General features: G+C 68.0%; 22 protein-coding genes. 9 read left to right on the top strand and 13 right to left on the bottom strand.

The genetic code is table 11. The features are described 5' to 3' along the window. Positions 1–712 precede the first annotated feature (712 nt). Together CCS01_RS01415 and CCS01_RS33435 are read left to right on the top strand one after the other, a co-directional pair. Positions 713–2,584, top strand: a complete 1,872-nt coding sequence (locus tag CCS01_RS01415) for a hypothetical protein (protein WP_104517046.1) — start codon at positions 713–715, stop codon at positions 2,582–2,584. Between the two features lie 341 nt (positions 2,585–2,925). Then, entirely contained in the window at positions 2,926–3,096 is a 171-nt protein-coding gene (locus tag CCS01_RS33435) for a hypothetical protein (protein WP_158258181.1), read from the top strand. A 256-nt stretch (positions 3,097–3,352) separates the two neighbouring features. On the opposite strand, the gene CCS01_RS01410 is transcribed toward CCS01_RS33435, so the two are convergent. The 3 genes from CCS01_RS01410 to CCS01_RS01400 form a co-directional block, all read right to left on the bottom strand. Then, positions 3,353–4,576, bottom strand: coding sequence for an ABC transporter substrate-binding protein (locus CCS01_RS01410; protein WP_104517045.1), 1,224 nt, complete (start codon positions 4,574–4,576; stop codon positions 3,353–3,355). A 578-nt stretch (positions 4,577–5,154) separates the two neighbouring features. Continuing rightward, positions 5,155–6,261, bottom strand: a complete 1,107-nt coding sequence (locus CCS01_RS01405; protein WP_104517044.1) for an AI-2E family transporter — start codon at positions 6,259–6,261, stop codon at positions 5,155–5,157. 8 nt (positions 6,262–6,269) lie between these two features. Next, positions 6,270–6,701 (bottom strand): hypothetical protein, encoded by a 432-nt coding sequence (locus CCS01_RS01400; RefSeq protein ID WP_104517043.1) that lies wholly within the window; start codon positions 6,699–6,701, stop codon positions 6,270–6,272. Positions 6,702–6,924: 223 nt separating this feature from the next. Here CCS01_RS01400 and CCS01_RS01395 point away from each other — a divergent pair, with 223 nt between their 5' ends. The 3 genes from CCS01_RS01395 (at position 6,925) to CCS01_RS01385 (ending at position 10,144) form a co-directional block, all read left to right on the top strand. Further along, positions 6,925–7,173 (top strand): type II toxin-antitoxin system Phd/YefM family antitoxin, encoded by a 249-nt coding sequence (locus CCS01_RS01395; RefSeq protein ID WP_104517042.1) that lies wholly within the window; start codon positions 6,925–6,927, stop codon positions 7,171–7,173. Next, entirely contained in the window at positions 7,170–7,556 is a 387-nt protein-coding gene (locus CCS01_RS01390; protein WP_104517041.1) for a type II toxin-antitoxin system VapC family toxin, read from the top strand. Before CCS01_RS01395 ends, CCS01_RS01390 begins: the two co-directional genes overlap by 4 nt. Positions 7,557–8,071: 515 nt before the next feature. Next, positions 8,072–10,144 (top strand): hydantoinase/oxoprolinase family protein, encoded by a 2,073-nt coding sequence (locus CCS01_RS01385; RefSeq protein ID WP_104517040.1) that lies wholly within the window; start codon positions 8,072–8,074, stop codon positions 10,142–10,144. Positions 10,145–10,172: 28 nt separating this feature from the next. On the opposite strand, the gene CCS01_RS01380 is transcribed toward CCS01_RS01385, so the two are convergent. From CCS01_RS01380 to CCS01_RS01365, 4 genes are all read right to left on the bottom strand, one after another. Beyond that, a complete protein-coding gene (locus tag CCS01_RS01380) occupies positions 10,173–10,592 on the bottom strand; it encodes a PIN domain-containing protein (RefSeq protein WP_158258180.1) in 420 nt (139 codons plus the stop codon). Between the two features lie 313 nt (positions 10,593–10,905). Next, on the bottom strand, positions 10,906–11,238 hold the full coding sequence (locus CCS01_RS01375; protein ID WP_104517038.1) for a hypothetical protein: 333 nt from the start codon (positions 11,236–11,238) through the stop codon (positions 10,906–10,908). 382 nt (positions 11,239–11,620) lie between these two features. After that, positions 11,621–12,046, bottom strand: a complete 426-nt coding sequence (locus CCS01_RS01370) for a PIN domain-containing protein (protein WP_104517037.1) — start codon at positions 12,044–12,046, stop codon at positions 11,621–11,623. A gap of 3 nt (positions 12,047–12,049) precedes the next feature. After that, positions 12,050–12,289, bottom strand: coding sequence for a type II toxin-antitoxin system Phd/YefM family antitoxin (locus tag CCS01_RS01365; protein ID WP_104517036.1), 240 nt, complete (start codon positions 12,287–12,289; stop codon positions 12,050–12,052). A gap of 128 nt (positions 12,290–12,417) precedes the next feature. On the opposite strand from CCS01_RS01365, the gene CCS01_RS01360 reads away from it, so the two are divergent. After that, positions 12,418–14,151: a hydantoinase B/oxoprolinase family protein gene (locus tag CCS01_RS01360; RefSeq protein ID WP_104517035.1), complete on the top strand. Its 1,734-nt coding sequence runs from the start codon at positions 12,418–12,420 to the stop codon at positions 14,149–14,151. Positions 14,152–14,266: 115 nt separating this feature from the next. On the opposite strand, the gene CCS01_RS01355 is transcribed toward CCS01_RS01360, so the two are convergent. After that, positions 14,267–15,136: an N-acetylmuramidase domain-containing protein gene (locus tag CCS01_RS01355; RefSeq protein WP_204848098.1), complete on the bottom strand. Its 870-nt coding sequence runs from the start codon at positions 15,134–15,136 to the stop codon at positions 14,267–14,269. 190 nt (positions 15,137–15,326) lie between these two features. On the opposite strand from CCS01_RS01355, the gene CCS01_RS01350 reads away from it, so the two are divergent. Continuing rightward, positions 15,327–16,643 (top strand): MFS transporter, encoded by a 1,317-nt coding sequence (locus CCS01_RS01350; protein WP_104517034.1) that lies wholly within the window; start codon positions 15,327–15,329, stop codon positions 16,641–16,643. 313 nt (positions 16,644–16,956) lie between these two features. Next, on the top strand, positions 16,957–18,039 hold the full coding sequence (locus CCS01_RS35630) for a ResA-like WAxxUGC motif-containing protein (RefSeq protein ID WP_263499956.1): 1,083 nt from the start codon (positions 16,957–16,959) through the stop codon (positions 18,037–18,039). Positions 18,040–18,116: 77 nt separating this feature from the next. On the opposite strand, the gene CCS01_RS01335 is transcribed toward CCS01_RS35630, so the two are convergent. Next, positions 18,117–18,938: an alpha/beta fold hydrolase gene (locus CCS01_RS01335; RefSeq protein ID WP_104517031.1), complete on the bottom strand. Its 822-nt coding sequence runs from the start codon at positions 18,936–18,938 to the stop codon at positions 18,117–18,119. A gap of 355 nt (positions 18,939–19,293) precedes the next feature. Between CCS01_RS01335 and CCS01_RS01330 the strand changes: the two genes are divergently transcribed. Beyond that, positions 19,294–19,818, top strand: coding sequence for a Dps family protein (locus CCS01_RS01330; protein ID WP_104517030.1), 525 nt, complete (start codon positions 19,294–19,296; stop codon positions 19,816–19,818). Positions 19,819–19,905: 87 nt separating this feature from the next. Here the strand turns inward: CCS01_RS01330 and CCS01_RS01325 are convergent, their stop codons facing one another. The 4 genes from CCS01_RS01325 to zwf form a co-directional block, all read right to left on the bottom strand. After that, positions 19,906–20,907 carry a zinc-dependent alcohol dehydrogenase family protein gene (locus CCS01_RS01325; RefSeq protein WP_104517048.1) on the bottom strand — a complete coding sequence of 334 codons (1,002 nt, stop codon included), beginning with the start codon at positions 20,905–20,907 and terminating at the stop codon, positions 19,906–19,908. Between the two features lie 100 nt (positions 20,908–21,007). Next, positions 21,008–22,093, bottom strand: coding sequence for a patatin-like phospholipase family protein (locus CCS01_RS01320; protein ID WP_104517047.1), 1,086 nt, complete (start codon positions 22,091–22,093; stop codon positions 21,008–21,010). A gap of 221 nt (positions 22,094–22,314) precedes the next feature. Further along, on the bottom strand, positions 22,315–23,973 hold the full coding sequence (gene oxc, locus CCS01_RS01315) for an oxalyl-CoA decarboxylase (protein WP_104517029.1): 1,659 nt from the start codon (positions 23,971–23,973) through the stop codon (positions 22,315–22,317). Positions 23,974–24,217: 244 nt separating this feature from the next. After that, positions 24,218–25,693 (bottom strand): glucose-6-phosphate dehydrogenase, encoded by a 1,476-nt coding sequence (zwf, locus tag CCS01_RS01310; RefSeq protein ID WP_104517028.1) that lies wholly within the window; start codon positions 25,691–25,693, stop codon positions 24,218–24,220. Positions 25,694–25,787: the final 94 nt, after the last annotated feature.

The following is a 25,787-nucleotide window of genomic DNA, read 5'->3' as shown; positions in this document are numbered from 1 at the left end:
TTCACTCACGTTACGGCCCATCGAGTCGCTCAACCGCCAGAAGCGGCCTTTGTCGCAGGGCTTCGATACGGCCAATTGCCCAACCGCACCGCCTGCCAGCTACCGGGCCAACCGACCATTGCCCGGGTGGGACTTTCACCCGCAAGGTGATTGCACCCTTCGGGGCGCACCAGAGACACAGAGATCAGAACCGCCGCGCTGCCGACGCCTTCGTTGCAAACTCTGTGGCTCTGTGGCTCTGTGGTGGACCATTGTCGGCCGCCGCAGGCTCCGGCCATGACAGGGACGCACCCCTGACCGCACCGGCATGTGGTCCGGACCGACGCCCCGGCCCCAGCCCGAAGCGGACGATGCCGCCGCTGTATGCCTGCAAGCTGAATCCCCACCGTCCTGCGGTACGCTGTATCAACTTCGGCTCCGGCCAGGAGTCGATTGATTTTCAGGCTCTGACTCGTTCACACCCCTTCGTGGCCCTCAGTGGTCCTTCGCGTTCTCCGTGTTGAAAATCGGTCGCCAATCCAGGCTCCCCCGCTGCCTTGACCCTCCCCGGGAACGACACCGCCGCTCGTCGCAGAAGCTCAGGGCATGGGGGCGAAAGCCTCGACGGCCAATACCAGGGCAACACCGGCCTGGAGAAGACGGGTGTATCCTGCACCGGATGTCCGCGATAGCGTGCGGACGTCCGGTCCAGGATTCCGGGAATGGAAGGTCCATGCTGCACATACAAACGTTCGACGCACGCGCCGGGGGCAATGTCCTCTACAAGGCACTCGCCCATCCGCTGGCAGCCGAGGCGATCGAGCGCCTGTATGCGCGGCTGGACGGCCCGGTCGCGCTGTACGACCCGGACGGAATCGCCGACGCGCTGGCCGCGCTGTATCCGCGGCCGTTCGACTGCCTGTTCGTGCATGACGTCGCCCTCGTCGGCCAGCACCGCGCCGGCCTGGCCGCGCGGCCGCTGACGGCGTTGCCGGCGAGCGGCGCCCGCACCGTCCTGGTCGCCGCCTTTGACGCCGCCCGCATCGTCGCCCGCATCGCGCCGCTGCTGCCCGCCGGCGCCGCCGTCCTGACGCTGGACGAGGCGCGGCTGCCCGGGCATCTGCTCAGCGTCCCCGGCCGCTACCTCGACAAGCTGAACTTCGCGACGAACTTCGCCTTCTTCCGCGACGCCGATGGGCTGTCGACGCGGCTGGTCTCGGCCAACTACTGGGCCGGCTACGGCGCGCGGCACATGCGGCTGTGGCTGCGCCTGTTCGACGCCGGCGGCAAGGCGCTGGCGACCTGGGAGCAGGACCTGCCGGCCGGGCCTGGCGGCTTCGCGATCGACAGCCGGGATGCGCGGAGGCGGTTCGGACTGGACGCCTTCACCGGCCAGTTGTTCATCCACGCCGTCGGCGCCACCGGGCACGACGTGGTGAAATACGCGCTGGACACCTACGCCTCGGACAACGGCGCGTCGCTGTCCTGCACGCATGACGCCAACGCCTGGCCATCCGACCGCTTCGCCGGCCTGCCGGCGCCGCGCGCGGACGAGCGGGTGGTGCTGTGGCTGCAGAACAGCCACGCCGCGCCGATCCCGGTGGGGACGATCGCGCTCGACCGTATGGGCGCCGGGCAGCCGGTCGCGCTCGATCGGCCCGTCGGCCCGTTTGCCACCGTGGCGCTGGATGTCGCGGACCTGCTGCCGGACGTGCGCTGGCCGGCGCAGATCGAGCTGCGCGCCGGGCGGCACGTGGTGCGCCCGCGCTACGAGGTGACGCGCGCCGGCCGCGTCCGCATCGCCCACGTCAACGTCGAGCGCGACAACCTGCGCGCGGACCCGGGAATCCCGGCGCTGCCGGAGGCGCTGGGGCGCGGCTACCTGCTCCCCTTCCCGATCCTGCCGCGCGTCCGCTTCCGCACGGTCTTCCAGCCGACGCCGATGGCGACCACGCAGACCACCCTGCCGCTGCGGCTGGAGGTGTTCGATACCGACGGCACCCGGCGCGGCGAACGCTTCCTGGGTTGCCTGCCGCGCGACCACAGCCTGGCGATGGACCTGGACGGGTTCGACGTCGAACAGGGCCACGCCGAGCTGGTGTACGATTTCCGCGACGGCGGCGAGGCCGATGGCTGGATGCACGCGCTGTTCCGCTACGAGGACCGCGTCTCCGGCCACGGCGCCGAATCGAGCTTCGGCGCGCATATTTTCAACACCGCCATGACGTACCGGGATGAGCCGCAATCCTACTCCGGCCCGCCGCCCGGATTGTCCACGCGGCTGTTCCTCCGGCTCGGCGACGCATGGCGGCGCAGCTTCGCGGTGCTGATCTATCCCGCCTCCGCGCCCTGGCAGCGGCAGTCGGCGACGGCGCTGCAGCTTCATGACGGATCCGGACGGATGCTGGCCGAGCATCCGGTGCGGATCGCCTGTTCCGGTTCGGTCATGATATGGCCGCATCAGCTGTTCGCGTCCGCGGACTTGGCCGCGGCGGGGGCGGAGGGTTACGTGCTGGTGCGGGATACCACCTGCCGGCTGTTCGGCTACCACGGGCTGATGGACGAGGCTGGCGGCTTCTCGCTGGATCACATGTTCGGCTTTTAGCGCCCGAGGCGTCGGTCGCGCCGCCGATCGGCTGATCGAAATTGTCCTGTTTTTACAATGAAAACGGGCGGTTATGCGGCGCCGGCCTGCCGTCGGACCCGGACGGACCATCCGCCTGTTGCGTGGAACACACGCCAGGCGAGGCTGCGGGAGGATTTGGCAGGCGATCCGCGTCCGGCGCGATTTTTCTGTTGCAGGTCGAGCCGGCTTTGCGTCAAGACTATGGCACGGCATCACGTTGTGGTGAAATCACGCAGAATTTCACCCCGGATCTGGTGAAGCGAAACCAGCGGCCGTATCGAGTCCAAATCGAGTCGTCAACAGCGTATAGGGCTTTGGTCATGTTCAACCCAACCCAAGTCGCCGTCGAAGAGCATGTGCATGGTGACACCGTCTGGGTCGCGTTGCGGTCCCGTGGCGCCGACTGGTCCTGGCTGACGCCCGACGAGGCGGTCAGGCTCGGCCAGGCCCTGCTCGACAAGTACAGCCCGGCGCCGCAGCCAGCGGAATAGTTTCACGCCGCCAGGGGAACGGTCTGGCCTCGGCCCGGAGCCGCGGCCGTTCTCTTACCGTCATGGCCGGGCGTGTCCCCATGCGTATCAGGAGAAGACGACGGCCGGAGAAGGATTTGGCGCCTCGGCCGTTCTCTTACCGTCATGGCCGGGACACGCCCGGCCATGACGGTGAGGGAGAAGCCTTTGCTCCGCCAGTCCGCTTATCCCGATACGCATGGGCCCGCGCCCGGTTTCCGTCCTCGCCAGGCCCCCCTCACCCCGCCGGGAAGTTGCACTTCGGATTCAGCGGATGCAACACGTCCGCCGCCGGCGTGGTGCGGACCAGCTTGTACAGGTCCCACTCCCCCTTGCTCTCCGCCGGCGTCTTGATCTGAAACAGGTAGGCCGGGAACTCGCCGCGCCCGTCCGCGCGTATCCGCCCCTGGCCGAACGCGTCGTCATCCGTCGGCAGCGCCTTCATCTTCGCCACCACCGCCCGCCCGCTCTTCTTCGCTTCAGCCGGGCCCAGCGCCTTGACCGCCTTCAAGTAGTGAATGGTCGAGGCGTACGAACTGGCATGCGCCTGGTTCGGATAGTTGTTCCGCTTCGTCTGTGCCAGCAGCCGTTTGGTGAACCCGCGGGTGCGGTCGTTCATGTCCCAGTAGAACGTTTCAGTCGTCAGCAGCCCGCCGCAGATCTGCGTGCCGATGGCGTGCGGGTCCTGGATGAACATCAGCAGCGGCGCGATCTTCATCGTCTGGTTCAGCCCGAACTCATGCGCCTGCTTGATGCAGTTCTGCGCGTCCAGCCCGGCGTTGGCGAAGCCGACGACCTTCGCGCCGCTGGCCTGCGCCTGCTCCAGGTAGGACGAGAAATCGGTGGTCTCGGGGAACGGATAGCGCACCGCGCCCTTCACCTCGCCGCCGCCCTTCTTCACCACCTGGGACGTCAACTGCTCCAGCGACTGCCCGAAGGCATAGTCCGCGGTGATGAAATACCACGACTTGAAGCCCTCGTGGACGATCGACCCGCCGGTGGAGACCGCGTTCTCGTACGTATCGAAGCTCCAGACGATCGTGTTCGGGCTGCACTGGCTGTCGGTCAGCGCCGCGGCGGCGGCCGAGGCGTTCAGCATCAGCTTGTCCTTCTCCTTCGCCACCTCGGCCACCGCAAGCGCGACCGAGGATGTCGGCACGTCGGCGGCGACGTCGACGCCGCTGTCGAACCACTGCCGCACGATCGCCGAGGCGACGTCCGGCTTGTTCTGATGATCGGCGCTGATCACCGCCACGTCGCAGTCCAGGTGCGGCCGCATTTCCTCCACGGCCAGCTGCGTCGCCGCCACCGAGGTCGGCCCGGTGTTGTCGCGGTACGTGCCGGACAGGTCGGTGAGCACCCCGATGGTGATCTTCGGCCGGCCTTGCGCCCGCGCGCGGGCCAGTGGCGCGAGCGTCAGCGCGGCGGCGCTGCCGACGAAGCTGCGGCGTGTCGTGATCATTGGTCGTTCCCCCTGGCTGCCGCCGGTTTCTCTGTGCGGCGTTCTTGTCGTGCCGGCCTGAGTATCAGCCGAAGGGGCCTGCCCGCTCAAGTACGGTCCCGGTGACGATCCCGCGCGCCGGACGGTCCGCGGGGTCGATCGGCGTCAGGGTCGTTACGCGGAGGTGAGGGAACCCGGCCCCGCTCGTACGGGCGTCAAAGCAGGGATGCATGCGGCACGGCTGCGCCGTCGTATTGCGGCTGCCCGGGCAAAGGCCCCTACGGGATGCACACACCTCGGAAACAATTCGGAACCAGACGCTAAATCAGAGGCTTGCCTGATTCCCTGCGACGTTCCTCCATCGTCATGGCCCGGCTTGTCCGGGCCACCTATTCCAGCACCTGTGCCGCGACAGGTGGCCCGGACAAGCCGGGCCATGACGGTGAAGCAACGGCCGCGGCGGACAATTTCCGAGGTGTGTGCATCCCGTAGGGACAAGCCGGGCCATGACGGGATGATACCGGACCTGCGCGCCGGCATGACGAGTTGGCAACGCCCGCCGCCGTGCGATTGGCAAATGCCGCCCCGTCCGGGTGCTGTCACGCGACCTCGGGATTGCGCCCCTCGCTCCACTCCCGCCACAGCAGCACCAGCGCCGCCATGACCGCCGGGCCGAGGAACAGGCCGAGCAGCCCCCAGGTTTCCACCCCGCCGAGAATCCCCAGCAGCACCCAAAGGAACGGCAGCCGCGTCGTCTTGCCAATCAGCGACGGGCGGATGAAGTGGTCGGCCACGAAGGTGACGATGAAGCCGAACGCCACGATCACGATCGCCCCGAACACCTTGGCCTGGGTCAGCAGGACCAGCGCGGCGATGCCGAACACGACCGGCGCGCCGAACGGCACCATGGCGGCGATCGCGGTGAACAGCCCGAACAGCGTCGGATGCGGCACGCCGGTGAACAGGTAGACGATGCCCATCAGGAAGCCCTCGCCCAGGCCCACCAGCACCAGCCCATCGACCGTGCCGTGCACCGAGGCGATCATCTGCCGCCCGATGCGCTCTCCGGACGGGCCGAAGGCACGGGCGCTGGCGCGGCGCAACTGGCCGTTCAGCTTGTCGCCTTCCTTGAACAGGAAGAACAGGGTCAGCAGGGTGAAGCCGAACAGCACCAGCCGGTGCACCGCCTCGGCGCCCAGTTCGCGGCTGTTGGCGACCAGGCGGGAGTCCCGCGCGCGCTTCAGCAGGTCCGACGCCTGGTCGGGATTGGACAGGTTGGCCTGCCACCACTGCGTCGCCTGTGATGCGCCGACGGGCAGGTGGCCGAGCCACTCCGGCGGCGGGATGCCCTCGGTGCGCGCTTTGTCGATGGTGTCGTAGACGCCGCGGACTTCCTTGCCGGTCTGGTAGGCGACCATGCCGGCCGGCAGAATGAACACCAGCCCGATCGCCGCGGTGAACGCCGCCGGCAGCAGCACGTTGTGCGGACCGTTGTTCCCCTTGGGAGGCCAGCGGCGCAGCGCCCGCTGGTACAGCGGCCAGAAGGCGATCGCCAGGATCGCCGCCCAGATCAGCGCCGGCAAATAGCGGTGCAGCGCCCACATCCCCAGCCCGACCAGCACCAGCGCCAGCGCCAGCTTGGCCGCCTGCTGCATACGAGAGGCGCCGTGCGGCGCCAAAGGATCGCCGCCCGGGGTGGCGTTCATGGCGCCGCTCACCGTGGCGGCCCGCCCATCGGATAGGGCGGGATCTCGTGGCGCTCGCGCGGCCGGGCCAGCAGGCGCTGCGTCATCACCAGGGCGCCGACGACGGCCAACGCCAGCGCGATGATCCAGCGGCCGGCGGGGGCCGACGCCTCGCCCTCCGGCCGCCAGACCAGGAACAGGAAGGCGCCGGTGACGACGATCAGCGCCCAGACGCCGCGGCGCCCCTGCTGGATCGCCAGGGCGGCCAGGATGAAGAACACGACATAGATCGCGATCGCCGCCGCCCGGACCACGCCGAACACCTGCGCGCCCAGGCTGTAGGCCAGGTTGCGGACCAGGTCGTTCAGGCCGTTCATCAGCGCCAGGGTGGCGGCGATGAAGTTGTCCGGGCCGACAATATACAGGGCCACGGCGAGCACGAGGCCGCCGATCCAGATCATGGCTATGGTTTCTCGCCGCACGTGTATGCCTTGGCTCCTGGTTGGGTCGGGGCGGCTGTTCTACGCGAATACCGCGCCGGATGCACATCGCGGGAGACAGGATTGTGACCGTCCCGCCGCGGCTGCAACGTGGTGCCGGACGCGGCCGATGCAACAGGGCGGCGCCGTTGGCTTGAATTTCGTGGTTGGGTGGACCAAGTGGGCTTAGCCCGGAGGACTGACCATGCGCACGGTCAACATTCACGAAGCCAAGACGCATTTTTCGCAACTGGTCGAGGCGGCCGCGAACGGCGAGACGGTGATTATTGCCAGGGCCGGCAAACCGCTGGCCAGGCTGACCGCGCTGGAGCAACCTGCGGCGGGCGGGCAACGCCGGCTGGGCTTCATGCGGGGCCAGGTCACCGTTCCGGATGACTTCGACACGCTGGGCGCCGCCGAAATCGCCGCGATGTTTCATGGCGAGTCATCTTGAGATGGCTGCTGGATACGCACCTGTTGCTGTGGGCCGCCGCCGATTCAACACGCCTGCCGGCAGACGCACGCTCGTTGCTGGAGGATGAGGCCAACGTGCCTGTCTTCAGCGTGGCGAGCATCTGGGAGATCGCCATCAAGCGCAGCCTTGGCCGCGAGGATTTTCGCGTCGATCCGCGGGTGCTGCGGCGCGGCCTGCTCGACAACGGCTACGAGGAACTGCCGGTGCTTGGCCACCACGCCGTGGCGGTCGAGACGCTTCCTCCGCTGCATCGGGACCCGTTCGACCGGTTGCTGGTCGCCCAGTCGCTGACGGAGGGGCTGATGCTGCTGACGGCGGACCCGGTGGTGGCGCGGTATCCGGCGCCGGTGCGGCTGGTCTGAGCCTGCTCCGTTTCGATTGCACTGAACGGGCGCTTCATGCCCGTCCCGGCCGGACGGTGCAGGCTCGCCGCGGGTTGCAGTACGATCTGCTCTGCGGCCTCTGCGCCAGCTCTGCGCGCTCTGCGTTAAAAATGCGGTGCCGCAACAAAGACCGCTGTGGCCGGGGAGCCGCCTGACGGTAAACGCCGGTGGCGCGACAACCACCGCGCTGCAACGCAGAGCGCGCAGAGGTGGCGCAGAGGCCGCAGAGGAGCGGTTATTGCGGCCTGCGGCCGCGAAAGACCCGCATCCACCGTACCCTGTGCGCAAGCCACGCGATGGCAAGCAGTTCGTTACTTTGGCGCATGATATGGCAGATGAGCCCGCTTCTGTGCCGCAGGCCCCGCAAGCGCCTTTCCCCCGCCCGCCGACGATGGCGCCGCCGGCCGCGTCTTGACGTCCGTCCGCCGATCACGGACCAAGGGTTGCGCAATGCTCCCGGCGCACGCCCAGGGCCAAAACAAACGAGGAACCGCATGACGTCCGCCCGCCTCGCCGTCGATATCGGCGGCACCTTCACCGATCTCGCCCTGGAGCACGCCGGCACGCGGACCACCGTCAAGGTGCTGACCACGCCGGCGGCCCCCGAGCGCGGGGTGATGCAAGGCATGCAGGCGGTCATCCGCGCCGCCGGGGTGGCGCCGGGCGATATCGGCCTGATCATCCACGGCACCACGCTCGCCACCAACGCCATCATCGAGCGCAAGGGCGCCCGCACGGCGCTGATTACCACCGAGGGCTTCCGCGACGTCATCGCCATGGGCAACGAAAGCCGTTACGACCAGTACGACCTGAACATCGTGCTGCCCGAGCCTCTGGTGCCGCGCGCCCTGCGCCTGCCGGTACCGGAACGGCTGGACAACACCGGCGCCGTGCTGCGCCCTCTGGACGAGGCGGCGGTGGAGGCGCTGGTGCCGCTGCTGCGGCGGGAAAACGTCGAGAGCGTCGCCGTCGGCCTGCTGCACGCCTTCGTCAATCCGGCGCACGAACGGCGCATCGCGGCGATCCTGGCCCGCGCCCTGCCGGATGTTCCGGTGTCGCTGTCGTCCGAGGTCTCGCCCGAGATGCGGGAATGGGAACGGTTCTCCACCACCGTCGCCAATGCCTATGTGCAGCCCATGATGGCGCGCTACCTGCGGCGGCTGGAGGCGGAGCTGCACGACGCGGGCGCGACGGCGCCGCTGTTCCTGATGATGTCCGGCGGCGGGCTGACGACGATCGATACCGCCTGCCGCTTCCCGATCCGCCTGGTGGAAAGCGGCCCGGCCGGCGGCGCGATCTTCTCCGCCCACATCGCCCGGGAATGCGGGCTGGACAGCGTGCTGTCGTTCGACATGGGCGGCACCACGGCGAAGATCTGCCTGATTGACGCCTGCAAGCCGCAGACCGCCCGCTCCTTCGAGGTCGCCCGGATCGGCCGGTTCCGCAAGGGATCGGGGCTGCCGCTGCGGATTCCGGTGATCGAGATGGTGGAAATCGGCGCCGGCGGCGGGTCGCTGGCGCATGTCGATGCGATGGGCCGCATCGCCGTCGGACCGGAAAGCGCCGGGGCGGATCCGGGGCCGGCTTGTTACGGCAAGGGCGGGACGCATCCGGCGGTGACGGATGCCAACCTGGCGCTGGGCCGTTACGATCCTGGCCGTTTCGCCGGCGGTTCCATCGCGTTGGACGTCGCCGCGGCGCACGACGCGCTGCTGGCGGATGTCGGCGCCGGGCTGGGACTGACGGCGGAACTGGCGGCGCTGGGCGTGGTGGAAATGGTCGACGAGAACATGGCCAACGCCGCGCGAGTGCACGCGATCGAGTCCGGCAAGACATACGAAGGCCGCACGCTGATCGCCTTCGGCGGCGGCGGGCCGGTGCACGCCTGCCGGGTGGCGGAGAAGGTCGGCATCAGCCGCGTGCTGGTGCCCTCCGGCGCTGGCGTCGGCAGCGCCATCGGCTTCCTGCGCGCGCCGGTGGGGTACGAGGTTGTCCGCAGCCTGTACCAGCGGTTTTCGACCTTCGACGTGGCGGCGGTGAACGACCTGCTGGACGCCATGCGGCAGGAAGCCGAGGCGGCGGTGGCGCAGGGCAGTTTCGGCGCGCTAACGACGGAGACGCGGACGGCGTATATGCGCTATGTCGGACAGGGGCACGAAATCCCCGTGCCGCTGCCGGTGAAGGTGCTGGAGCAGGACGATATTGCGCTGATCCGGGCGCGTTACGATGAGGCATACGCCCGGTTCTACGATCGTCCGGTGCCGGGCTCGGATGTGGAGATCATGAGCTATGCCGTGGTGGTGACGACGGTGGCCGGGGCGGTGCCGGCGTTGCCGCAGGAAGACGTGGCGCCCGCGTCACAGGCGGCACCGGTGCGGACCCAGCCGGTGCGCGATACGACGACGGGGGCGGTGTCGGATTGGGCGGTGTATGACCGTGCGGCCCTTGCGCCGGGGGCCACGGTGGCCGGACCGGCCATCGTGGCGGAGGATGAAACCTCCACATTGGTCAGCCCGGGTTGGTCGGCGACAGTCAATCGGCTGGGATACATCACGTTGCTGCGCTGACAGGAGGGCGACGACATCGGGAGTTTTGTTACTTCCACGTTTCCTGACGGTCATAGAACAACACCCGGCAGCCGGGGATAAGTTGGGCAAGTATGTCGAAATCGCTGTCCTCGGTAATCACCGTAAAGCCGGCCTTGGCCGTCAGGACAGCCGTCAGGGCGTCGTTGATCAGCTCGACCCGGTCAAAGGCGGCTGCGATTTTGCGTCCGCCGCCGATCAGCACGCGGGCCGCCAGCCCTGCGAGCTCGCCGGCCGCCAGCCAGTCGGCATCGGTCGGCACCAGCACCTTGAACGGATCGACACGCGCCAGCACGGCCTCATACGTGGCAACGATGCGCGCCGAGCCAGGGTGATCCGGGTCCAGCCGCCCTTTTACCCAGGCCAGTTCAGCCCGCGTCGGTGCCGCGACGAAGACTCGCGGCAAGGCTTCCAGCAGGCTGCGCAACACCGCCGGGCCACGTCCCATTGGCGTTAAAATAGCGTGGCGGCACGATGCTTGCCATTCCGTCATGGCCCGGCTTGTCCGGGCCACCTATTCCAGCACTGTGCCGCGACAGGTGGCCCGGACGAGCCGGGCCATGACGACGAGGCAACAGCCAGCCCTATTTTAACGCCAATGGGGCCACGTCCGGCCAGGGCATTGATGAAGACATTGCTGTCCAGAACCACGGGCCCCGGTGGCACCGCGGCTCCAAGCCTGGGCAAAGCAGCCCTCTCACGCCGGATCGGCTTTGCCATCGCCGAACAGGGTCCGTGACGGCCTACAGGTCGATCTGGTCCAGCAGGTCCGGCGGAGCCTCGGCCAGGATACCCCAGTTCCGTGCGAGCCAGGGCCCCAGTTCATCCTCAGCCGCCAGCGATGCCAGCGCGGCGTTGATCACCGCCGCCGGGGATGTGGTGCCAATCCGTCTGGCCGCGGCCTGGAACAGCCTGGGCGAGACCTTGGCATTGCAGTGCTTGGTCTTCGGCCCGGCCAGCAGACCCATGCCATCGGCGATGCGAAGCGCGACCGTGCGTTGTGCCTTGCCGCCTGCGCCCCTGGCCACCGCGGGATGTGCCGCGGCGCGGGTCCGTCTGTGCTTGGTTTCACTCATTTCATGCCCCGCAGCGGCGGTATTACGATTTGGTTCGAAGAGTAAGAGCCTGTTTTACTCGAATTGCTCCTCCTTTATCGCAGCGAGCCGGGAAGTACCTCCACCCTTGACTGTCGGCAGGCGCGGGTCGTGCGCATCCTCCAACGACCGTTCCTCCATGGGAGTCGTGGGCGCCGTGTTCCTCTATCAGGTATCATGATAAACCATTGATCCATAAACACTATCCATTCAAACAGGCTCTAACACCAAGGTGGCTGGCGGGCCAGGATTTTCGTGCACGCTGGCACGGCGGCAAGATCCGGGCTCCACGCAATCACGACCTTAGCCCGAAAGCATAACCGCCACAGGATGGTCCGGTGATCATGAAAGCGAGGCGTCCCGGTCACTCTGCCCGTGGCGATCCCACAAACGGATTCCGTATCGTCACGCCCCGCCAGGTAAAGCCGTCCTGCATGTCCTCCGACAACAGCCAACGGCATCCTGACGCCGCCGCCACGGCCAGCACGATGGCATCCCACAGCGCAAACCGATGGCTGACCGCCAGTTCCATCGCGTCCAGCAGCACGGATGACGACGTATCGGCGACCGGGAACGCATCGTGCCACCCGAGCACCGCGGCCCGCGCGTCGGCGGCCGGACGCTGCGCCTTGCGGACCAGCAAGGTGAACAACTCGCCCAACGCCTGCGCCGGAATGACGATCGTCTCACCGGTCAGATCCTGCAGGATCCGGACGGCCTGCGCGCGGCGCTCCGCCCCGTTCACCCCTTCGGCATAGGCCAGGATTTTGGTGTCCAGGGCGATCGACACGGCTCAGCGCTCATACAGGTCATCGCGTGTCCAGGGACCGATATCGACAACGGGCTGATCCGCCAGCCGCCTGAGCAGGGCCGAACGCGCTGTCTCACGCGCCTGATCGGCCTCGTGGCAGGGAACGATACGGGCCACGGGCTTGCCGTGGGCGGTCACCACATAGGAGCATCCCTGCCGGACCTCCCTGAGAAGCCGGGAAAAGCTGCGGTTCGCTTCTGCGGCGGAAATAGCCTGATCCATCAGGGCACCTACATGTAGTGATTTTCACTATATATATGGTCGCAGCCGCATGCAACCGAAACCGCCACCCAGTTTGGCCCCCATCACCTCCCATGCCACACTGGCGCCAAACCACGCAGGACCCGTCCATGTCCCACGACACCGCCGCCCTCGCGCAGATCCACCGCCAGGTCATGTGGAACCGCCTGATCGCGGTGGTGGAGGAGCAGGCGCAGATCATGATCCGCACCGCCTTCTCCACCACGGTGCGCGAGGCCGGCGACCTGTCCGCCGGCGTGTTCGACCTGCACGGCCGGATGATGGCGCAGGCGGTCACCGGCACGCCTGGCCACGTCAACTCCATGATGGAATCCGTCGGGCACTTCCTGAAGAAATTCCCCGCCGCAACGATGCAGCCGGGCGATCATTACATCACCAACGATCCCTGGCTGGGCACCGGCCACCTGCACGACCTGACCGTCGTCACCCCCGCCTTCCACCACGGCGCCATCGTCGGCCTGTTCGCCAACACCGCGCATGTCATCGACGTCGGCGGCCTCGGCATGGGGCCGGAGGGACGCTCGGTGTTCGAGGAAGGCCTGTACATCCCGATCGTCAAATGTTTCGACCGCGGCGCGCCGAACGAGACCTTCTTCGACTTCATCCGCGCCGGCTCCCGCCTGCCGGTGGAACTGGAAGGCGACATCTATTCACTCTGCGCCTGCAACGACGCCGCCGCCCGCCGCCTGGCGGACATGATGGACGAATTCGGCCTGGCCAGTCTCGATCCGCTGGCGGACTTCATCTTCGACAGTTCGCTGCGCGCAACGTTGGCCGAAATCGCCCGCATTCCCGGCGGCACCTACCAGGCGGAAATCCATTCCGACGGCTACGACGAACCCGTCCGCCTCGCCGCCGCGATGACCGTCGGCAACGACGGCATCGCGGTCGACTTCGCCGGCACCGCCGGCCTGTCCTCGCGCGGCATCAACGTGCCGCCGGCGTATTGCCGCGCCTATGCCTGCTTCGGCATCAAGTGCGTCGTGGCGCCCGAGATCCCCAACAACTGGGCCTCCCTCGCCCCGTTCCGGATGAAAATACCGGAAGGCTGCATCCTGAACGCCCCCCGCCCCTACCCCGTCTCGGTCCGCCACGTCATCGGCCACCTGCTGCCCGACCTGATGATGGGCTGCCTGCACCAGGCGGTGCCGGACCGCGTCACCGCCGAGGGCGCCTCGGCGCTGTGGAACCCGCCGTTGCGCGGTGGCGGCGCGATCTCCGGCCAGGCGCGCGGCAACAAGCCGGTGGTCGCCGATTTCGAGATCATCACCTTCAACTCCGGCGGCACCGGCGCGCGGCCGACGCGGGACGGGCTGAACGCCACCGCCTTCCCCTCCGGCGTGCGCACCATGCCGGTGGAGGCGACCGAGAACGTCGCGCCGGTGGTCATCTGGCGCAAGGAACTGAAGCCCGACTCCGGCGGCGCCGGCCGCACCCGCGGCGGCGTCGGCCAGGTGATGGAAATCGCCACCAAGGGCGACCTGGAATTCGCCGTCAACGCCAGCTTCGACCGCATCGCCCACGCGCCGAAGGGCCGCGACGGCGGGCTGGACGGCGCCAACGGCCGGGTGGCGCTGAAGTCCGGCAAGACGCTGCGCACGAAAGGACTGCAGGTCATCCCCGACGGCGACCGCCTGATCCTGGAACTGCCCGGCGGCGCCGGCCTGGGCGATCCGGCGGACCGCGACCCGGCGCTGGTGGCGCGCGACGTGCGCGACGGCCTGGTCTCGGCGGATAACGCAAGGCGGCTTTACAAGGTGGCGCTGACCGACAGCCTCGGCGTCGATACAGCCGGAACCGCGCGGCTGCGTGGCGCGGCCTGAGCGCGGTTACCGCCGCCGCAGCGCCCGCCCACGCCGGCGAGGCCGTTGCCGCCCGGCAGCAGCGTCAGGCGCCGCGACCGGACGCGGGTCCCGGCGCACCCGATGCGGCGGATCGTCACGCCGTGGCCGCGTTGAACTTCCGGTAGGCTTCCGCCAGCTTGCCGTCGTAATCGTTGTCGGCATAGTCGGGACCGTTGTACAGCCGGGCGAAGGCCGCCCAGGCGCGCCGCCGCAACGCCGTCAGCGTGCGCGGGTCGCGCTGCACGAAGGCGACGAACGCGTCGAGCTGCTGCTGCTCGCTCGCCGCCATTGCCTCGACGAAGCCATCGACCGAAGCAAAGCCGCATGCGCCGTAATTCTCGCCCATGATCTGGAACGCGCCCCAGGATGCCGACTGCAGCGCGGCGGTTTCATCCAGCATGGCGGCACGCCGCAGCCGCGGCCACTGGGCCGCATACGGACCATAACCGCCGGGCACGGGGTTGCTGATGTCGGGATGGCTGGCGTCGAACTGCCGCCGCGTCAGCCGGCTGAAGTCATGCCGCTCGAACAGGATCGTCGGCCGGCCGTCGTCGTCCCAGGCGGCGCGGCAGGTCTCGGTCTCGGCGACCGCCTGCACCACGGCGGCATCGCTGCCCAGGCTGGCCGCGGCGCGGGCATAATCGGCGGCGACCAGCCCGCCGCCAGCGCGATCGATGCGGGCCGGAGCAAAGACCGGGCTGCGCAGCGGCGGGATGGCCGCGCGGTTAAGCCAGAGCAGCGTGAAACCGTGCGGCGAAACCAGGCTGTCCGGGTCCAGCAGCGCCGCCGCGTTGCGCTGGAAGGCGCCAATGGCTTGGCAGGTGACCGGATCCGCTTGTCCATTGACCGCGACCGCCGTCCCCTCGAGCCAGTATGCATGCCGCTGCAGCAACATCTGGACCTGGCGGACGTCGCCGGGCCGGTTGGCGCCGCCGACGCCGACGCCGGCTTTGATCGTCACCATGAATGAACCAAACCAGACATCTTTCCTAGAGATATAGGAAATTATACAGGAACGGTTGTTCCATTGCAACTCTTTTCTGGTTTTGGCCGCAAGGTGATTTGTGCGGTGATTTGCGCGGGCCGCGCCGCCCGTGGCAGGCTGCAGACCCACAAGCCGGAAACCGGCACCCGGACCATTCAGGGAGTCCGCCATGCAACAGGCTGTCGCGGCCTCGGCTATCCGCAAGGTTTACCTGCGCCTGCTGCCCATCGCCGTGATCACGTATTTCCTGTGCTACGTGGACCGCATCAATGTCGGCTTCGCGGCGCTGACCATGCGCGGCGACCTGGGCCTGTCCGCCACCGACTTCGGCTTCGCCGCCGGCACGTTCTACTGGGGCTATTTCCTGTTCGAGGTCCCGAGCAACATCATCATGGAGAAAGTCGGCGCGCGGCTGTGGATCGCCCGCATCATGATCACCTGGGGCCTGCTGGCCGGTGCCACCGCATTCGCCGCCGGGCCGCACAGCTTCGCCATGATCCGCTTCCTGCTGGGCCTGGCCGAGGCTGGTTTCTTCCCCGGACTGGTGCTGTACTTCACCTACTGGTTCCCGCACGACCACCACGCCCGCATCATGTCCGGCTTCCTGATTGGCCTGCCGATCGCCGTGGCGGCGGGGGCGCCGCTGTCGACGGCGCTGCTGGGGCTGGACGGCGTCTTCGGCCTGCACGGCTGGCAGGTGATGTACCTCCTGGAGGCGGTGCCAACCATTCTGATGGGCCTCGTTGTCCTTCTCATCCTGGCCGATCGGCCGGAGCAGGCGAAATTTTTGACGCCGGCGGAGCGCGACTGGCTCACCCGGACGATCGCCGCGGAGCGGCAGGCCAAGGAGACGGCCCAGGCCATGAGCCTGTGGCAGGCGATGATCGACCCGCGCGTGCTGCTGCTGTCGCTGAACTACCTGGGCATCGTCACCGCCAGCCTGGGGATGCTGCTGTTCATGCCGCAGATCGTCCGGTCGCTGGGGGTGAGCGGCACCATGGCCGTCGGCTGGCTGACCATGGTGCCGTATCTGTGCGCCACGGCGGCGCTGCTGGGCTGGGGCTGGCTGTCGGACCGGGCGAACGAGCGGCGCTGGCACCTGTTCTGGGCCTGCGTGCTGTCCACCGCCGGGCTGGTGATGGCGGGGATGACGATGGGCACGTGGTGGGCGCTGGTGGGGATGTCGATCGCCGCCTGCGGGTTCTACGGCTCCAAGGGGCCGTTCTGGGCGATGCCGCCGATGTTCCTGACCGGTCCGGCCGCGGCGGCGGCGATCGCGTGGATCAACTCCATCGGCAACCTGGGGGGCTTCTTCGGCCCCTGGTATGTCGGGTTCGCGAAAGATGCGACCGGCAGCTTCGCCGGCGGACTGTATGGACTGGCGATCTTCGGCATCGTCTCGGCGGTGATCTGCGCCTTCTGGCTGAATATCCGCGACAATGCGGAAACGGCACCGGCGGCGCCCGCGGTGGGGGCGGCGGAGTGACGGCTGGGAGGACGCGGATGCACGCACGGAGGCGCGGGGAACGCTGCGCCGGTGGTGGCTGCGTGTCACGAGCCGGCAGGCTTGGGCAGGACATAAAGCCCACTTCGTCCCCATCGGCCTGCCACAACCGGGCATCAGTCGCAACCGGGATGCGGTCTGCCACAGAAGCGATCCGACAGTTGGCCTGGCCCCCGGGTTTGACCCGCGACGCGCATCCGGGCATTTTCTGCCGCAACTGACGGCAGGAATTCAGAACTCAGAGATACGCAACCAAGCGTTTCTTCCGCATGAGGCAAACACCAGGGAGGCACCCATGGCAGTCGTTCTGACAGACAGCGGCGAGTTCCAGGTCGCGGCAACGGGCGGCCTGCGCGTTTCACCCGGGGATGCCGAGGCGATCACCGGTTGGACGCTGAAGCCCGAAGGCATGTGCCGCGACGCGCTTTGCGTGCCGCTGAACGACGAGGCCCGTCGCGACGGCAAGGTCGACGTCGCCGCATTCTGGCGCACCCTCGGGCATCCCGTCGTCTCCGACGCCCACGGCGAAACCTGGGTGCTGGGCACCGCGGCCGACAGCCGGACGGCTGCCCTGGCCGGACTCGAAGCGCCGGATTTCGCGCTGCCGGATCTTGCCGGGGCGCAGCACCGCCTGTCGGACCTCCGCGGCCGGAAGGTCTTCCTCACGACCTGGGCCTCCTGGTGAGGCTGCCGCTTTGACTTGCCCGTGTGGCAGCAATTGGCGGACAGCCTGAAGACCGAGAATTTCGCCGTCGTCGCCGTCGCCGAGGAGAGCCGCGGCGCCGAGCATGCCCGTCCCTGGATCGAGCAGGCGAATGCCTCCTACTGGTGCCTGATCGACGTCGACCATCGCGTCGCCAGCCTCTACGGCATGGTCAACGTGCCGCAATGCGTCTGGATCGACGAGGCCGGGCGGATCGTGCGCCCGCCGGAAACCGCCGGTTCGACTGACCATTTCCGCCGCATGGACCCGGTCACCCGCACGATGTCCGCCGAGGACCAGACCGCGCGCGAGACGGCGCGAGTCGCGTATCTGGACGCGGTGCGGGACTGGGTTCGCACTGGGCGGCACGCCCTGGCGACGGACCAGGCCCGGGCAAAGCTGCCGACGATCACGCCCGAGATGGCGCTCGCTGACGCCAATTTCCGGCTCGGCGTCTGGCTGCGCCGCCACGGGCGGGCGGACGAGGCGGCGCCGTTCCTGGCCGAGGCCAGCCGGCTGCATCCGGACTCCTGGAACATCTGGCGCCAGGCCGCGGATCTTGAGGAGGTTGGCAAAGCCTCCGGGCCGGAATTCTGGGACCGCGTGCGCGGCCTTGGCGACCGGCCCTACTACCCGCCGCCGGATATAGTCGTAGGCGCCAACATAACGGGTTGACGGCCATTGCCATTTCGGCACGGTTTGGCGTGCCCGGTGCATGGTTGAATGGTAACCATAACGAAGCCGGACCGGATTCATTCGCGAATGAATGCCAGCAGCTCGGCGTTCACCCGGTCCTTCAATGTCGTGCACATGCCGTGCGGCGCGCCTTCGTAGATCTTCAGGGTCGCGTTCCTGACGATCTTCGCCGACAACAGCGCCGAGTCGCCGATCGGCACGATCTGGTCGGCGTCGCCGTGCAGAATCAGCGTCGGCACGTCGATCTTCTTCAGGTCCCCGGTCTGGTCCGTTTCGGAAAACGCCTTGATGCAGAAATACGCCGCCGGCAGGCCGGCCATCATGCCCTGGCGCCAGAACGACTCGCGCACGCCCTCGGAAACCTTGGCGCCCGGTTTGTTGTAGCCATAAAACGGCAGACTCAGGTCCCGCCAGAACTGCGACCGGTCCGCCAGCACCGAAGCGCGCAGTTCGTCGAACACCGCGATCGGCGTTCCGCCGGGGTTGCTGTCGCTCTTGACCATGATGGGCGGGATGGCGCCGATCAGCACGGCCTTGGCGACGCGGTCGTTGCCATGCCGGCCGATATAGCGGGCGACCTCGCCGCCGCCGGTGGAGTGGCCGACATGGATCGCCTTCGCCAGGTCGAGATGCCTGACAAGCTCGGCAAGATCATCCGCATACGTATCGAGATCGTTGCCATGCCACGGCTGGCCCGACCGCCCGTGGCCGCGGCGATCGTGGGCGACGCAGCGATAGCCATGCGAGGCGAGAAAGAACATCTGGTCCTCGAACGCATCGGCGCAAAGCGGCCAGCCGTGGCTGAAGACGACCGGCTGTCCGCTGCCCCAGTCATTGTAGTAGATCTCGGTTCCGTCCTTGGTCGTGAACGTGCTCATGATCCTGCCTTGGGTTGGAGTGGGACACGTGTTCAGGCGTTTTGCTTCCGGATCGGTATCGCGCCCCGGCCGGGCACGCCGGCGGTGGCGGCAGTCGTCCAGGCAGGCTCCTGCCGCACTTCGCCTCTGCTGGCCTTCGAGTTTCCAAACCCGGATTTCGGGTTCACGTGGTGCGGTTCATCCTGCTCTTCGCCGTGCGTTTGCGCAACGCGCGATGCCTGTCCAGAAGACCGGCGGGCGATGCAAGTAAACCAATGAAGGCAAGGTTTGCATCGACCAGTACTCGCACCGTTGAACGCGGCGGCACGGGCCGAAGGTATATGCAGGCTTGCCGACTGACGGAGGACCGACAGCAATGAGCAAGAAGACGGATCAGATCAGGCACAACGAAGCCTCCACCACGACCGATCTCCCCGCCGAGGCGACACGGGATATCAGTGCAGCGCTCGCGGGCCTGCTGGCGGATGCGTTCGCGCTGTATCTCAAGACCAAGAACTTCCACTGGCACATGAGCGGGCCGCATTTCCGTGACTACCACCTTCTGCTCGATGAGCAGAGCGACCAGATTTTCGCAATGACCGACCCGATCGCCGAGCGGGCGCGGAAAATCGGCGGGACGACACTGCGCTCGATCAGCCACATCAGCCGCTTGCAGCGCATAGCGGACAACGACGCGGAGTACGTGCACCCGCAGGACATGCTGGCTGAACTGCGCGAGGACAACATGCGGCTGACGGCGGCCATGCGCCAGGCGCACAATACCTGTGACGAATACCACGACGTCGCCACGGCAAGCCTGCTCGAAGTCTGGATCGACGAAACCGAGCGGCGCACGTGGTTCCTGTATGAGGCATCGCGCGTCCCGCCAGGGCGTGAGTGACGCGAACGCGACGGTCCGGAACCTGTTCCCGATGCAACGGTTTTCTTGCAGTCCAGGAACGGACACGCCGTGCGCGACGACGCCTGTTCAGGCGGGCTTGCCGTCGTCCGCCACCAGCACCGCCGCGCCTTGCAGCCGCCCGGCCCGCAGGTCGTCCAGCGCGGCGTTCGCCTGGTCCAGCCGGTACGGCACGGCGGCGATCCGGACCGGCACCTTGGGCGCGAGCGCCAGGAATTCCTCGCCGTCGCGCCTGGTAAGGTTCGCAACGGAACGAACGACGCGCTCGCCCCACAGGATGTCGTAAGGGAAGCTGGGGATTGGGCTCATGTGGATGCCGGCGCAGACCACGGTGCCGCCGCGCTCCACCGCCCGCAGCGCTGCCGGCACCAGTGGCCCGACGGGGGCGAATATGATTGCGGCATCAAGCGGTTCCGGCGGCGGCTGATCGGAACCGCCGGCCCAGACGGCGCCGAGCGAGCGGGCGAAGTCCTGCGCCTCGGCGTCCCCGGGGCTGGTGAAGGCGAAGATCCGCCGCCCCTGCCAGCGTGCCACTTGCGCAATGATGTGCGCGGCGGCGCCGAAGCCGTACAGGCCCAGCCGCTCCCCCTCCCCCGCCATGCGCAGCGCGCGGTACCCGATCAACCCGGCGCACAGCAGCGGGGCGGCCTCGAGGTCGGAATAGGCGTCCGGCAGCGTGAAGCAGAAGCGCTGGTCGGCCACTGTATAGTCGCCGTAGCCGCCGTCGATCTGGTAGCCGGTGAAGCGAGCTTGGTCGCACAGGTTCTCCCGCCCCGACTGGCAGAAGCGGCAGGCGCCGCAACTCCAGCCCAGCCAGGGGACGCCGATGCGGTCGCCGAGGCGGAACCGCGTGACGCCCTGGCCCAGGGCGGCGATCCGGCCGACGATCTCGTGCCCCGGCACCAGCGGCAGCTTTGGCTGGGTCAGTTCGCCGTCGATCACGTGCAGGTCGGTGCGGCACACGCCGCAGGCGGCGATGCGCAGCAGCACCTGGCCGGGACCGGGCGTCGGCACCGCCATCGCGGTCAACCGCAATGGCCGGTGCGGCGCCTCCAGCACCATCGCCTGCATCCGGCCGCCCGTGTCTTGTTCGCTGTCCGTTGCCATCCGGCCCGCCTGTATCGCTGCCGGATACATTTAGCACAGGCCGGCGGGGCCGGTAAGCGACCCGTCACGTCGCCGATGCGGCCGGCACCGGCGCGTTGAGGACCTTGTCGATCAGGTCGGCCTTCACGTCGAGGGACGACCGCGCGCCCAGGTCGTCCCGGTGCGCGTCGAGCCATGCGTCGGCCGTCTGGTAGCCCGCGTCGTGCAGCGCGGACAGCAGGGTCCAGGAGGTGCTGCTCTTCGATACGAAGCCGAGCTGCTCGTTGAACTTATCATTGCGAATTGCGTGCAAATGGATCGGCTTGTAGCGCCCCGTGTATGGCACGTTGTCCCGCGCCAGTTCGGCGAGCAGCGTGTTGATCGCCTCGATGGCGTTGACCTCCAGCACGACCGAGGCGTTGAAGGTGATTTCGTTCAGCCGATCCATGATCGCCGGCGCGCTGCGCGGCGGCATGCCGTCACGGTGAAAGGGATTGACCAGGACAAGAAGCAGATCCTGCGCGTGATCGAGCAGCGGCGACAGGGACGGATTCCCGAGGTAGCCGCCGTCCCAGTACGGCACGCCGCCGATGGTGACCGCCTTGAAGTCCGTCGGCAGGGCGGCAGAGGCGCGCAGGGTGGCGGTGGAGATGTCGGGCTGGGTGAAAATCGCCCGGCCGTTGCTGGTCACGTCGGTGGCGGTCACGAACAGCCGCGGCGTCGCGGCGGCATTCAACGCGGCGAGTTCGGCCGCGGGGAAAGCCTGCGCGACCAGCGGCGCCAGGGCGTCGGTATAGAACGGGTTGGTATAGGGTGAAACAACCAATCCCATGGCTTCCAGCGCAATGGCGACAGGCGACCAGTCGAGGTTGAACCCGAAGAGGCCGGGCTCGTTGAAAAACAGGCTGTTGCCGTCGAGGAAGCCGCGGCGCGACAGGGAGCGCCAGAATTCCTCCAGCTTGCGCCGGGCAAGTTCGGCGCCACCCTGCACCAGTCCGCTGACGGTCAGGGCGGCGTTGAGCGCGCCGGCGCTGGCGCCGCTGACAGCGGAAATCCGCAGGCGGCCGGCTGCAACTTCCAGCAGCAGGCGATCGAGCACGCCCCAGGTGAACGCGCCGTGCGACCCGCCGCCTTGCAGGGCTAGCGCGACGGTCGGGGGCTGGTCTGGCATGGATGCCTCCGCAATGATGGCCTTGCGTGCGGTGTTTATCATCGGGATCGGGTTGGGCAAGCCGGGGATCAGGCGGCGTCGGGTCTGTTGCCCCTCGTCACGGACGGGACACGCCCGACCATGACGAGGGGCAACGGACCTGGCGCCAAATCCTTCTCGGACCGTTGCCTTATCGTGATACCCAGGGGGACACGCCTGTCCGTGCCGCTATGGGAACGGCCCTACGACGTGTGCCAGCCGAATTTCTGCGGCTTCCGGCCGGCTTCCGGATGCAGCTTGACGTTGACCAGCGCCGGACCGTGGAACGCCATCGCCTCGTCGAGGGCGGCGCGCAGTTGGGCGGGATCCTCGACGTACCAACCCCGGCCGCCGAAGGCCTCCATCATCCGGTCGTAACGCGCGCCCCAGATCAGCGCGCGCGGCGGGATCTTCGACTTGTCCTCGGGCAGGGTGTCCACGCCGCCGCCAATGCCGCCGTTGTTCAGCACGACGATCTTCACCGGCAGGTTGTAGCGACACACCGTTTCGATCTCCATCCCCGAGAAGCCAATCGCAGAATCACCTGATACCGAAACGATCGGCCGATCGGGATGGACAACGGCCGCGGCGAGGACGAAGCCCATGCCGATGCCCATCGTGCCGTAGCTGCCGGCGTCGAGGCGCAGCCGCGCGTTGCGGTTCGGCATCTGGGTGCGGCCGATGTCCATGGTGTTCGCGCCCTCGCCGATGATCACGGCATCCTGCGGCAGCCAGGCGCTGATGTCCTTGAAGGCGCGGTAGTAGTTCATTGGCGCCGCGTCGTCGTCGAGCATCGGCTGGATCTGCTTCGCGTTGGCCGCGGATTTCTGGGCGATGGCGGCGTGCCAGGGAGTGTCCTTCGGGTAAAACCACTGGCGGTTGGCGAGAGCCTTGTTCATTTGCGCAACGATCGCCTTGCCGTCGCCGACGAGACCGACCTCGGCCGGAACGTTCTGGCTGATCGCCTCGGGCGCGATGTCGACCTGCACGATGCGGACGTTGCGGTTGAACCGCGGCGGCAGGCCGAAATGCATGATCCAGTTGAGGCGCGCGCCAAGCAGGACGATGACGTCGGCCTCCTGCAGCGCGTGGGATCGGGCGGCGCCGACCGACAGCGGATGCGTGTCGTCGATCACGCCCTTGCCCATGGGGGAGGCGAGGAACGGGACCTGCGTGCGCTCGATGAAGGCACGGACTTCGTCTTCCGCGCGCGACCAGGCCATGCCCTTGCCGACGATCACCAGCGGGCGTTCGGCGGATTCGAGGACGTTCAGCGCGCGGTCGATGTCGGCGTCCACCGCCTGCATGCGGGGTGGATCGCCAACGGTGGCGGCCTGGTGGGCTTTTTCTTCTTCCACCTCACCCAGGATGATGTCGTCGGGCATGTCCAGGTAACAGGCGCCGGGACGGCCGTAGATGGCGTGGCGCACGGCCATTTCGACGTAGAACGGAATGCGGTGGACGTGCTCCACCGCGTGGGCGAACTTGCAGAACGGGCTGGCGATCTGGACCTGGCGCTCCTCCTGGAAGGCGCCCATGCCGTTCTGGTGGGTGGCCGAGGCGCCGCCAATCAGGATCATGGGCCAGCAGTTCTGTTGCGCATTCGCCAGGCCCGCCAGGCCATGCACGACGCCGGGGCCGGAGACGACGAGGCAGGCGCCGGGACGGCCGGTCAGGTAGCCGACCGCCTGCGCGGCGTAGGAGGCGGATTGTTCGTTGCGGCAGCCGATGTAGAGGATGCCCTCCTTCTGCGCGGCCGCGGCGATCGGCTGGACGGGGAACCCAACGATGCCGAACATGTACTCGACGCCCTGCTGCTTCAGGCTGCGTGCCATGAGGGTGGCGCCGTTGACCTTGGCCATGTGAGTCTCCTCGGTTGGTTTTGTGGGAGCCTGCGCGACGCCGGGGCGGGGGGCAAGTCCCCGGGGCGGGCGTGGGCGCGTCCGGTCGGCCCGTTCCCCGTCGCGCGGGGCAAGGTCGTCTCCCTATCGTCATGGCCGGGCGTGTCCCGGCCATCTGCGCGTCAACGGCGGGGGGTGGATGGCCGGGACACGCCCGGCCATGACGATAGAAAAACGGCTGCGCCGATGGAGGGTACGGCCGCCCCTATTCGAGGTCCTCGTGCCAGGTGCGGCCGTCGCGCTCGATCAGCGCGATGGCGGCGGTCGGGCCCCAACTGCCGGCGGGATAGGGGCGCGGATGGTCCGGGCGGCTGGCCCAGGCTTGCAGGATCGGCTCGACCCAACACCAGGCGGCTTCCACCTCGTCACGGCGCATGAACAGGGTGGGATCGCCGCGCACGGCGTCCATCAGCAGGCGCTCATAGGCGTCGGGGAAGCGGCGGCCGAAGGTCTTCTCGAAGCGAATGTCCAGGCCCGTCGGCGACAGGCGCAGGCCGCCGGGGCCGGGGTCCTTGGTCATCATCTCCAACCGCATGCCTTCCTCGGGCTGCAGGGTGACGATCAGGCTGTTCGGGTGCCACTCGGCCGCGTCGGAGGGGAAGATGGAGAACGGCACGGCACGGAACTGGATGACGATCTCCGACACCTTCTTCGGCAGGCGCTTGCCGGTGCGTAGGTAAAACGGCACGTTGGCCCAGCGCAGGGTACACAGCTGGGCCTTCAGGGCGACGAAGCTCTCGGTCAGGGACGTGCTGCCGTCGCCGAGGTCCGCCGCATAGCCCGGCACCGGCTGGCCGTCGATGGCGCCGGCGGCGTACTGGCCGCGGATGGTGTGGGTGGCGACGTCGTGCGGGTCCATCCGCTTCAGCGCGCGCAGCACCTTCAGCTTCTCATCGCGCACCCGGTCGGCCTGCAGCGACACCGGCGCCTCCATGGCGACCAGGCAGAGAAGCTGGAGCATGTGGTTCTGCAGCATGTCGCGCAGCGCGCCGGAGCGGTCGTAGTAGCCGCCGCGGCCCTCCAGCCCGACGGTCTCGGCGACGGTGATCTGCACGTGGTCGATGACGTCGGCGTTCCACAGGCGCTCGAAGATGGTGTTGGCGAAGCGCAGGGCCAGCAGGTTCTGCACTGTTTCCTTGCCCAGGTAGTGGTCGATGCGGAAGGTCTGCGCTTCCGAGAACACCGACCCGACGCTTTCGAGGATCGCGCGGGCCGAGGCGAGGTCGTGGCCGATGGGCTTTTCCAGCACGACGCGGGATTTCTCGGTGACCAGCCCGGCGGTGCCGAGCGCCTGGCAGATCGGCCCGTACAGGTCGGGCGAGGTGGCGAGGTAGAAGACGCGGATGCAGGCGTCGTCCAGCACGCGGAGGAACTGGCTCCAGTCGGCGTCGGGCTCGGTGGCGTCGATCGGGATGTAGAAGATCTGGTTGAGGAAATGGTGGATGGTCTGCTTGTCGTGGTCCTGGGCGGGGACGTGCTGTTCCAGGGCGCGGGCGGCGCGGGCGCGGTAGTCGTCGTCGGACAGGCGGGAGCGGGCGGCGCCGATGATGCGGGATTCGGGGGTCATCTGGCCGTCGCGGAAGCGGTAGTAGAGCGCGGGGAGCAGCTTGCGCAGGGTCAGGTCGCCGGTGGCGCCGAAGACGACGCAGTCGAAGATGGGGACGGGGACGCTCTTCGGCATCGTGGTCTCTCCTGTGGCTGGGCGGTCCGGCGCCTGGGTGGAGGTGGGGGGATCGGTACAGCATTTCAGGGGGCTGCGCAGCCCGGGTGGCGGG

It is taken from the genome of Rhodopila globiformis (genome assembly GCF_002937115.1).
Lineage (GTDB): Bacteria > Pseudomonadota > Alphaproteobacteria > Acetobacterales > Acetobacteraceae > Rhodopila > Rhodopila globiformis.
Note: the sequence above shows the minus strand (reverse complement) of the source record. Positions and strands in the feature narration are given on the sequence as shown.

Bases quoted from the DNA above. Each gene is read 5' to 3' on its own strand.
- CCS01_RS01330 (WP_104517030.1), top strand. From the start codon at position 19,294: ATGAGCAAGAAGACGGATCAGATCAGGCACAACGAAGCCTCCACCACG.
- CCS01_RS01325 (WP_104517048.1), bottom strand. From the start codon at position 20,907: ATGCAGGCGATGGTGCTGGAGGCGCCGCACCGGCCATTGCGGTTGACC.
- zwf (WP_104517028.1), bottom strand. From the start codon at position 25,693: ATGCCGAAGAGCGTCCCCGTCCCCATCTTCGACTGCGTCGTCTTCGGC.
- CCS01_RS01360 (WP_104517035.1), top strand. From the start codon at position 12,418: ATGTCCCACGACACCGCCGCCCTCGCGCAGATCCACCGCCAGGTCATG.
- CCS01_RS01350 (WP_104517034.1), top strand. From the start codon at position 15,327: ATGCAACAGGCTGTCGCGGCCTCGGCTATCCGCAAGGTTTACCTGCGC.
- CCS01_RS01405 (WP_104517044.1), bottom strand. From the start codon at position 6,261: ATGAACGCCACCCCGGGCGGCGATCCTTTGGCGCCGCACGGCGCCTCT.
- CCS01_RS01365 (WP_104517036.1), bottom strand. From the start codon at position 12,289: ATGGATCAGGCTATTTCCGCCGCAGAAGCGAACCGCAGCTTTTCCCGG.
- CCS01_RS01395 (WP_104517042.1), top strand. From the start codon at position 6,925: ATGCGCACGGTCAACATTCACGAAGCCAAGACGCATTTTTCGCAACTG.
- CCS01_RS01415 (WP_104517046.1), top strand. From the start codon at position 713: ATGCTGCACATACAAACGTTCGACGCACGCGCCGGGGGCAATGTCCTC.
- oxc (WP_104517029.1), bottom strand. From the start codon at position 23,973: ATGGCCAAGGTCAACGGCGCCACCCTCATGGCACGCAGCCTGAAGCAG.
- CCS01_RS01355 (WP_204848098.1), bottom strand. From the start codon at position 15,136: ATGGTGACGATCAAAGCCGGCGTCGGCGTCGGCGGCGCCAACCGGCCC.
- CCS01_RS01385 (WP_104517040.1), top strand. From the start codon at position 8,072: ATGACGTCCGCCCGCCTCGCCGTCGATATCGGCGGCACCTTCACCGAT.
- CCS01_RS01375 (WP_104517038.1), bottom strand. From the start codon at position 11,238: ATGAGTGAAACCAAGCACAGACGGACCCGCGCCGCGGCACATCCCGCG.
- CCS01_RS01320 (WP_104517047.1), bottom strand. From the start codon at position 22,093: ATGCCAGACCAGCCCCCGACCGTCGCGCTAGCCCTGCAAGGCGGCGGG.
- CCS01_RS01335 (WP_104517031.1), bottom strand. From the start codon at position 18,938: ATGAGCACGTTCACGACCAAGGACGGAACCGAGATCTACTACAATGAC.
- CCS01_RS01410 (WP_104517045.1), bottom strand. From the start codon at position 4,576: ATGATCACGACACGCCGCAGCTTCGTCGGCAGCGCCGCCGCGCTGACG.
- CCS01_RS33435 (WP_158258181.1), top strand. From the start codon at position 2,926: ATGTTCAACCCAACCCAAGTCGCCGTCGAAGAGCATGTGCATGGTGAC.
- CCS01_RS01400 (WP_104517043.1), bottom strand. From the start codon at position 6,701: ATGATCTGGATCGGCGGCCTCGTGCTCGCCGTGGCCCTGTATATTGTC.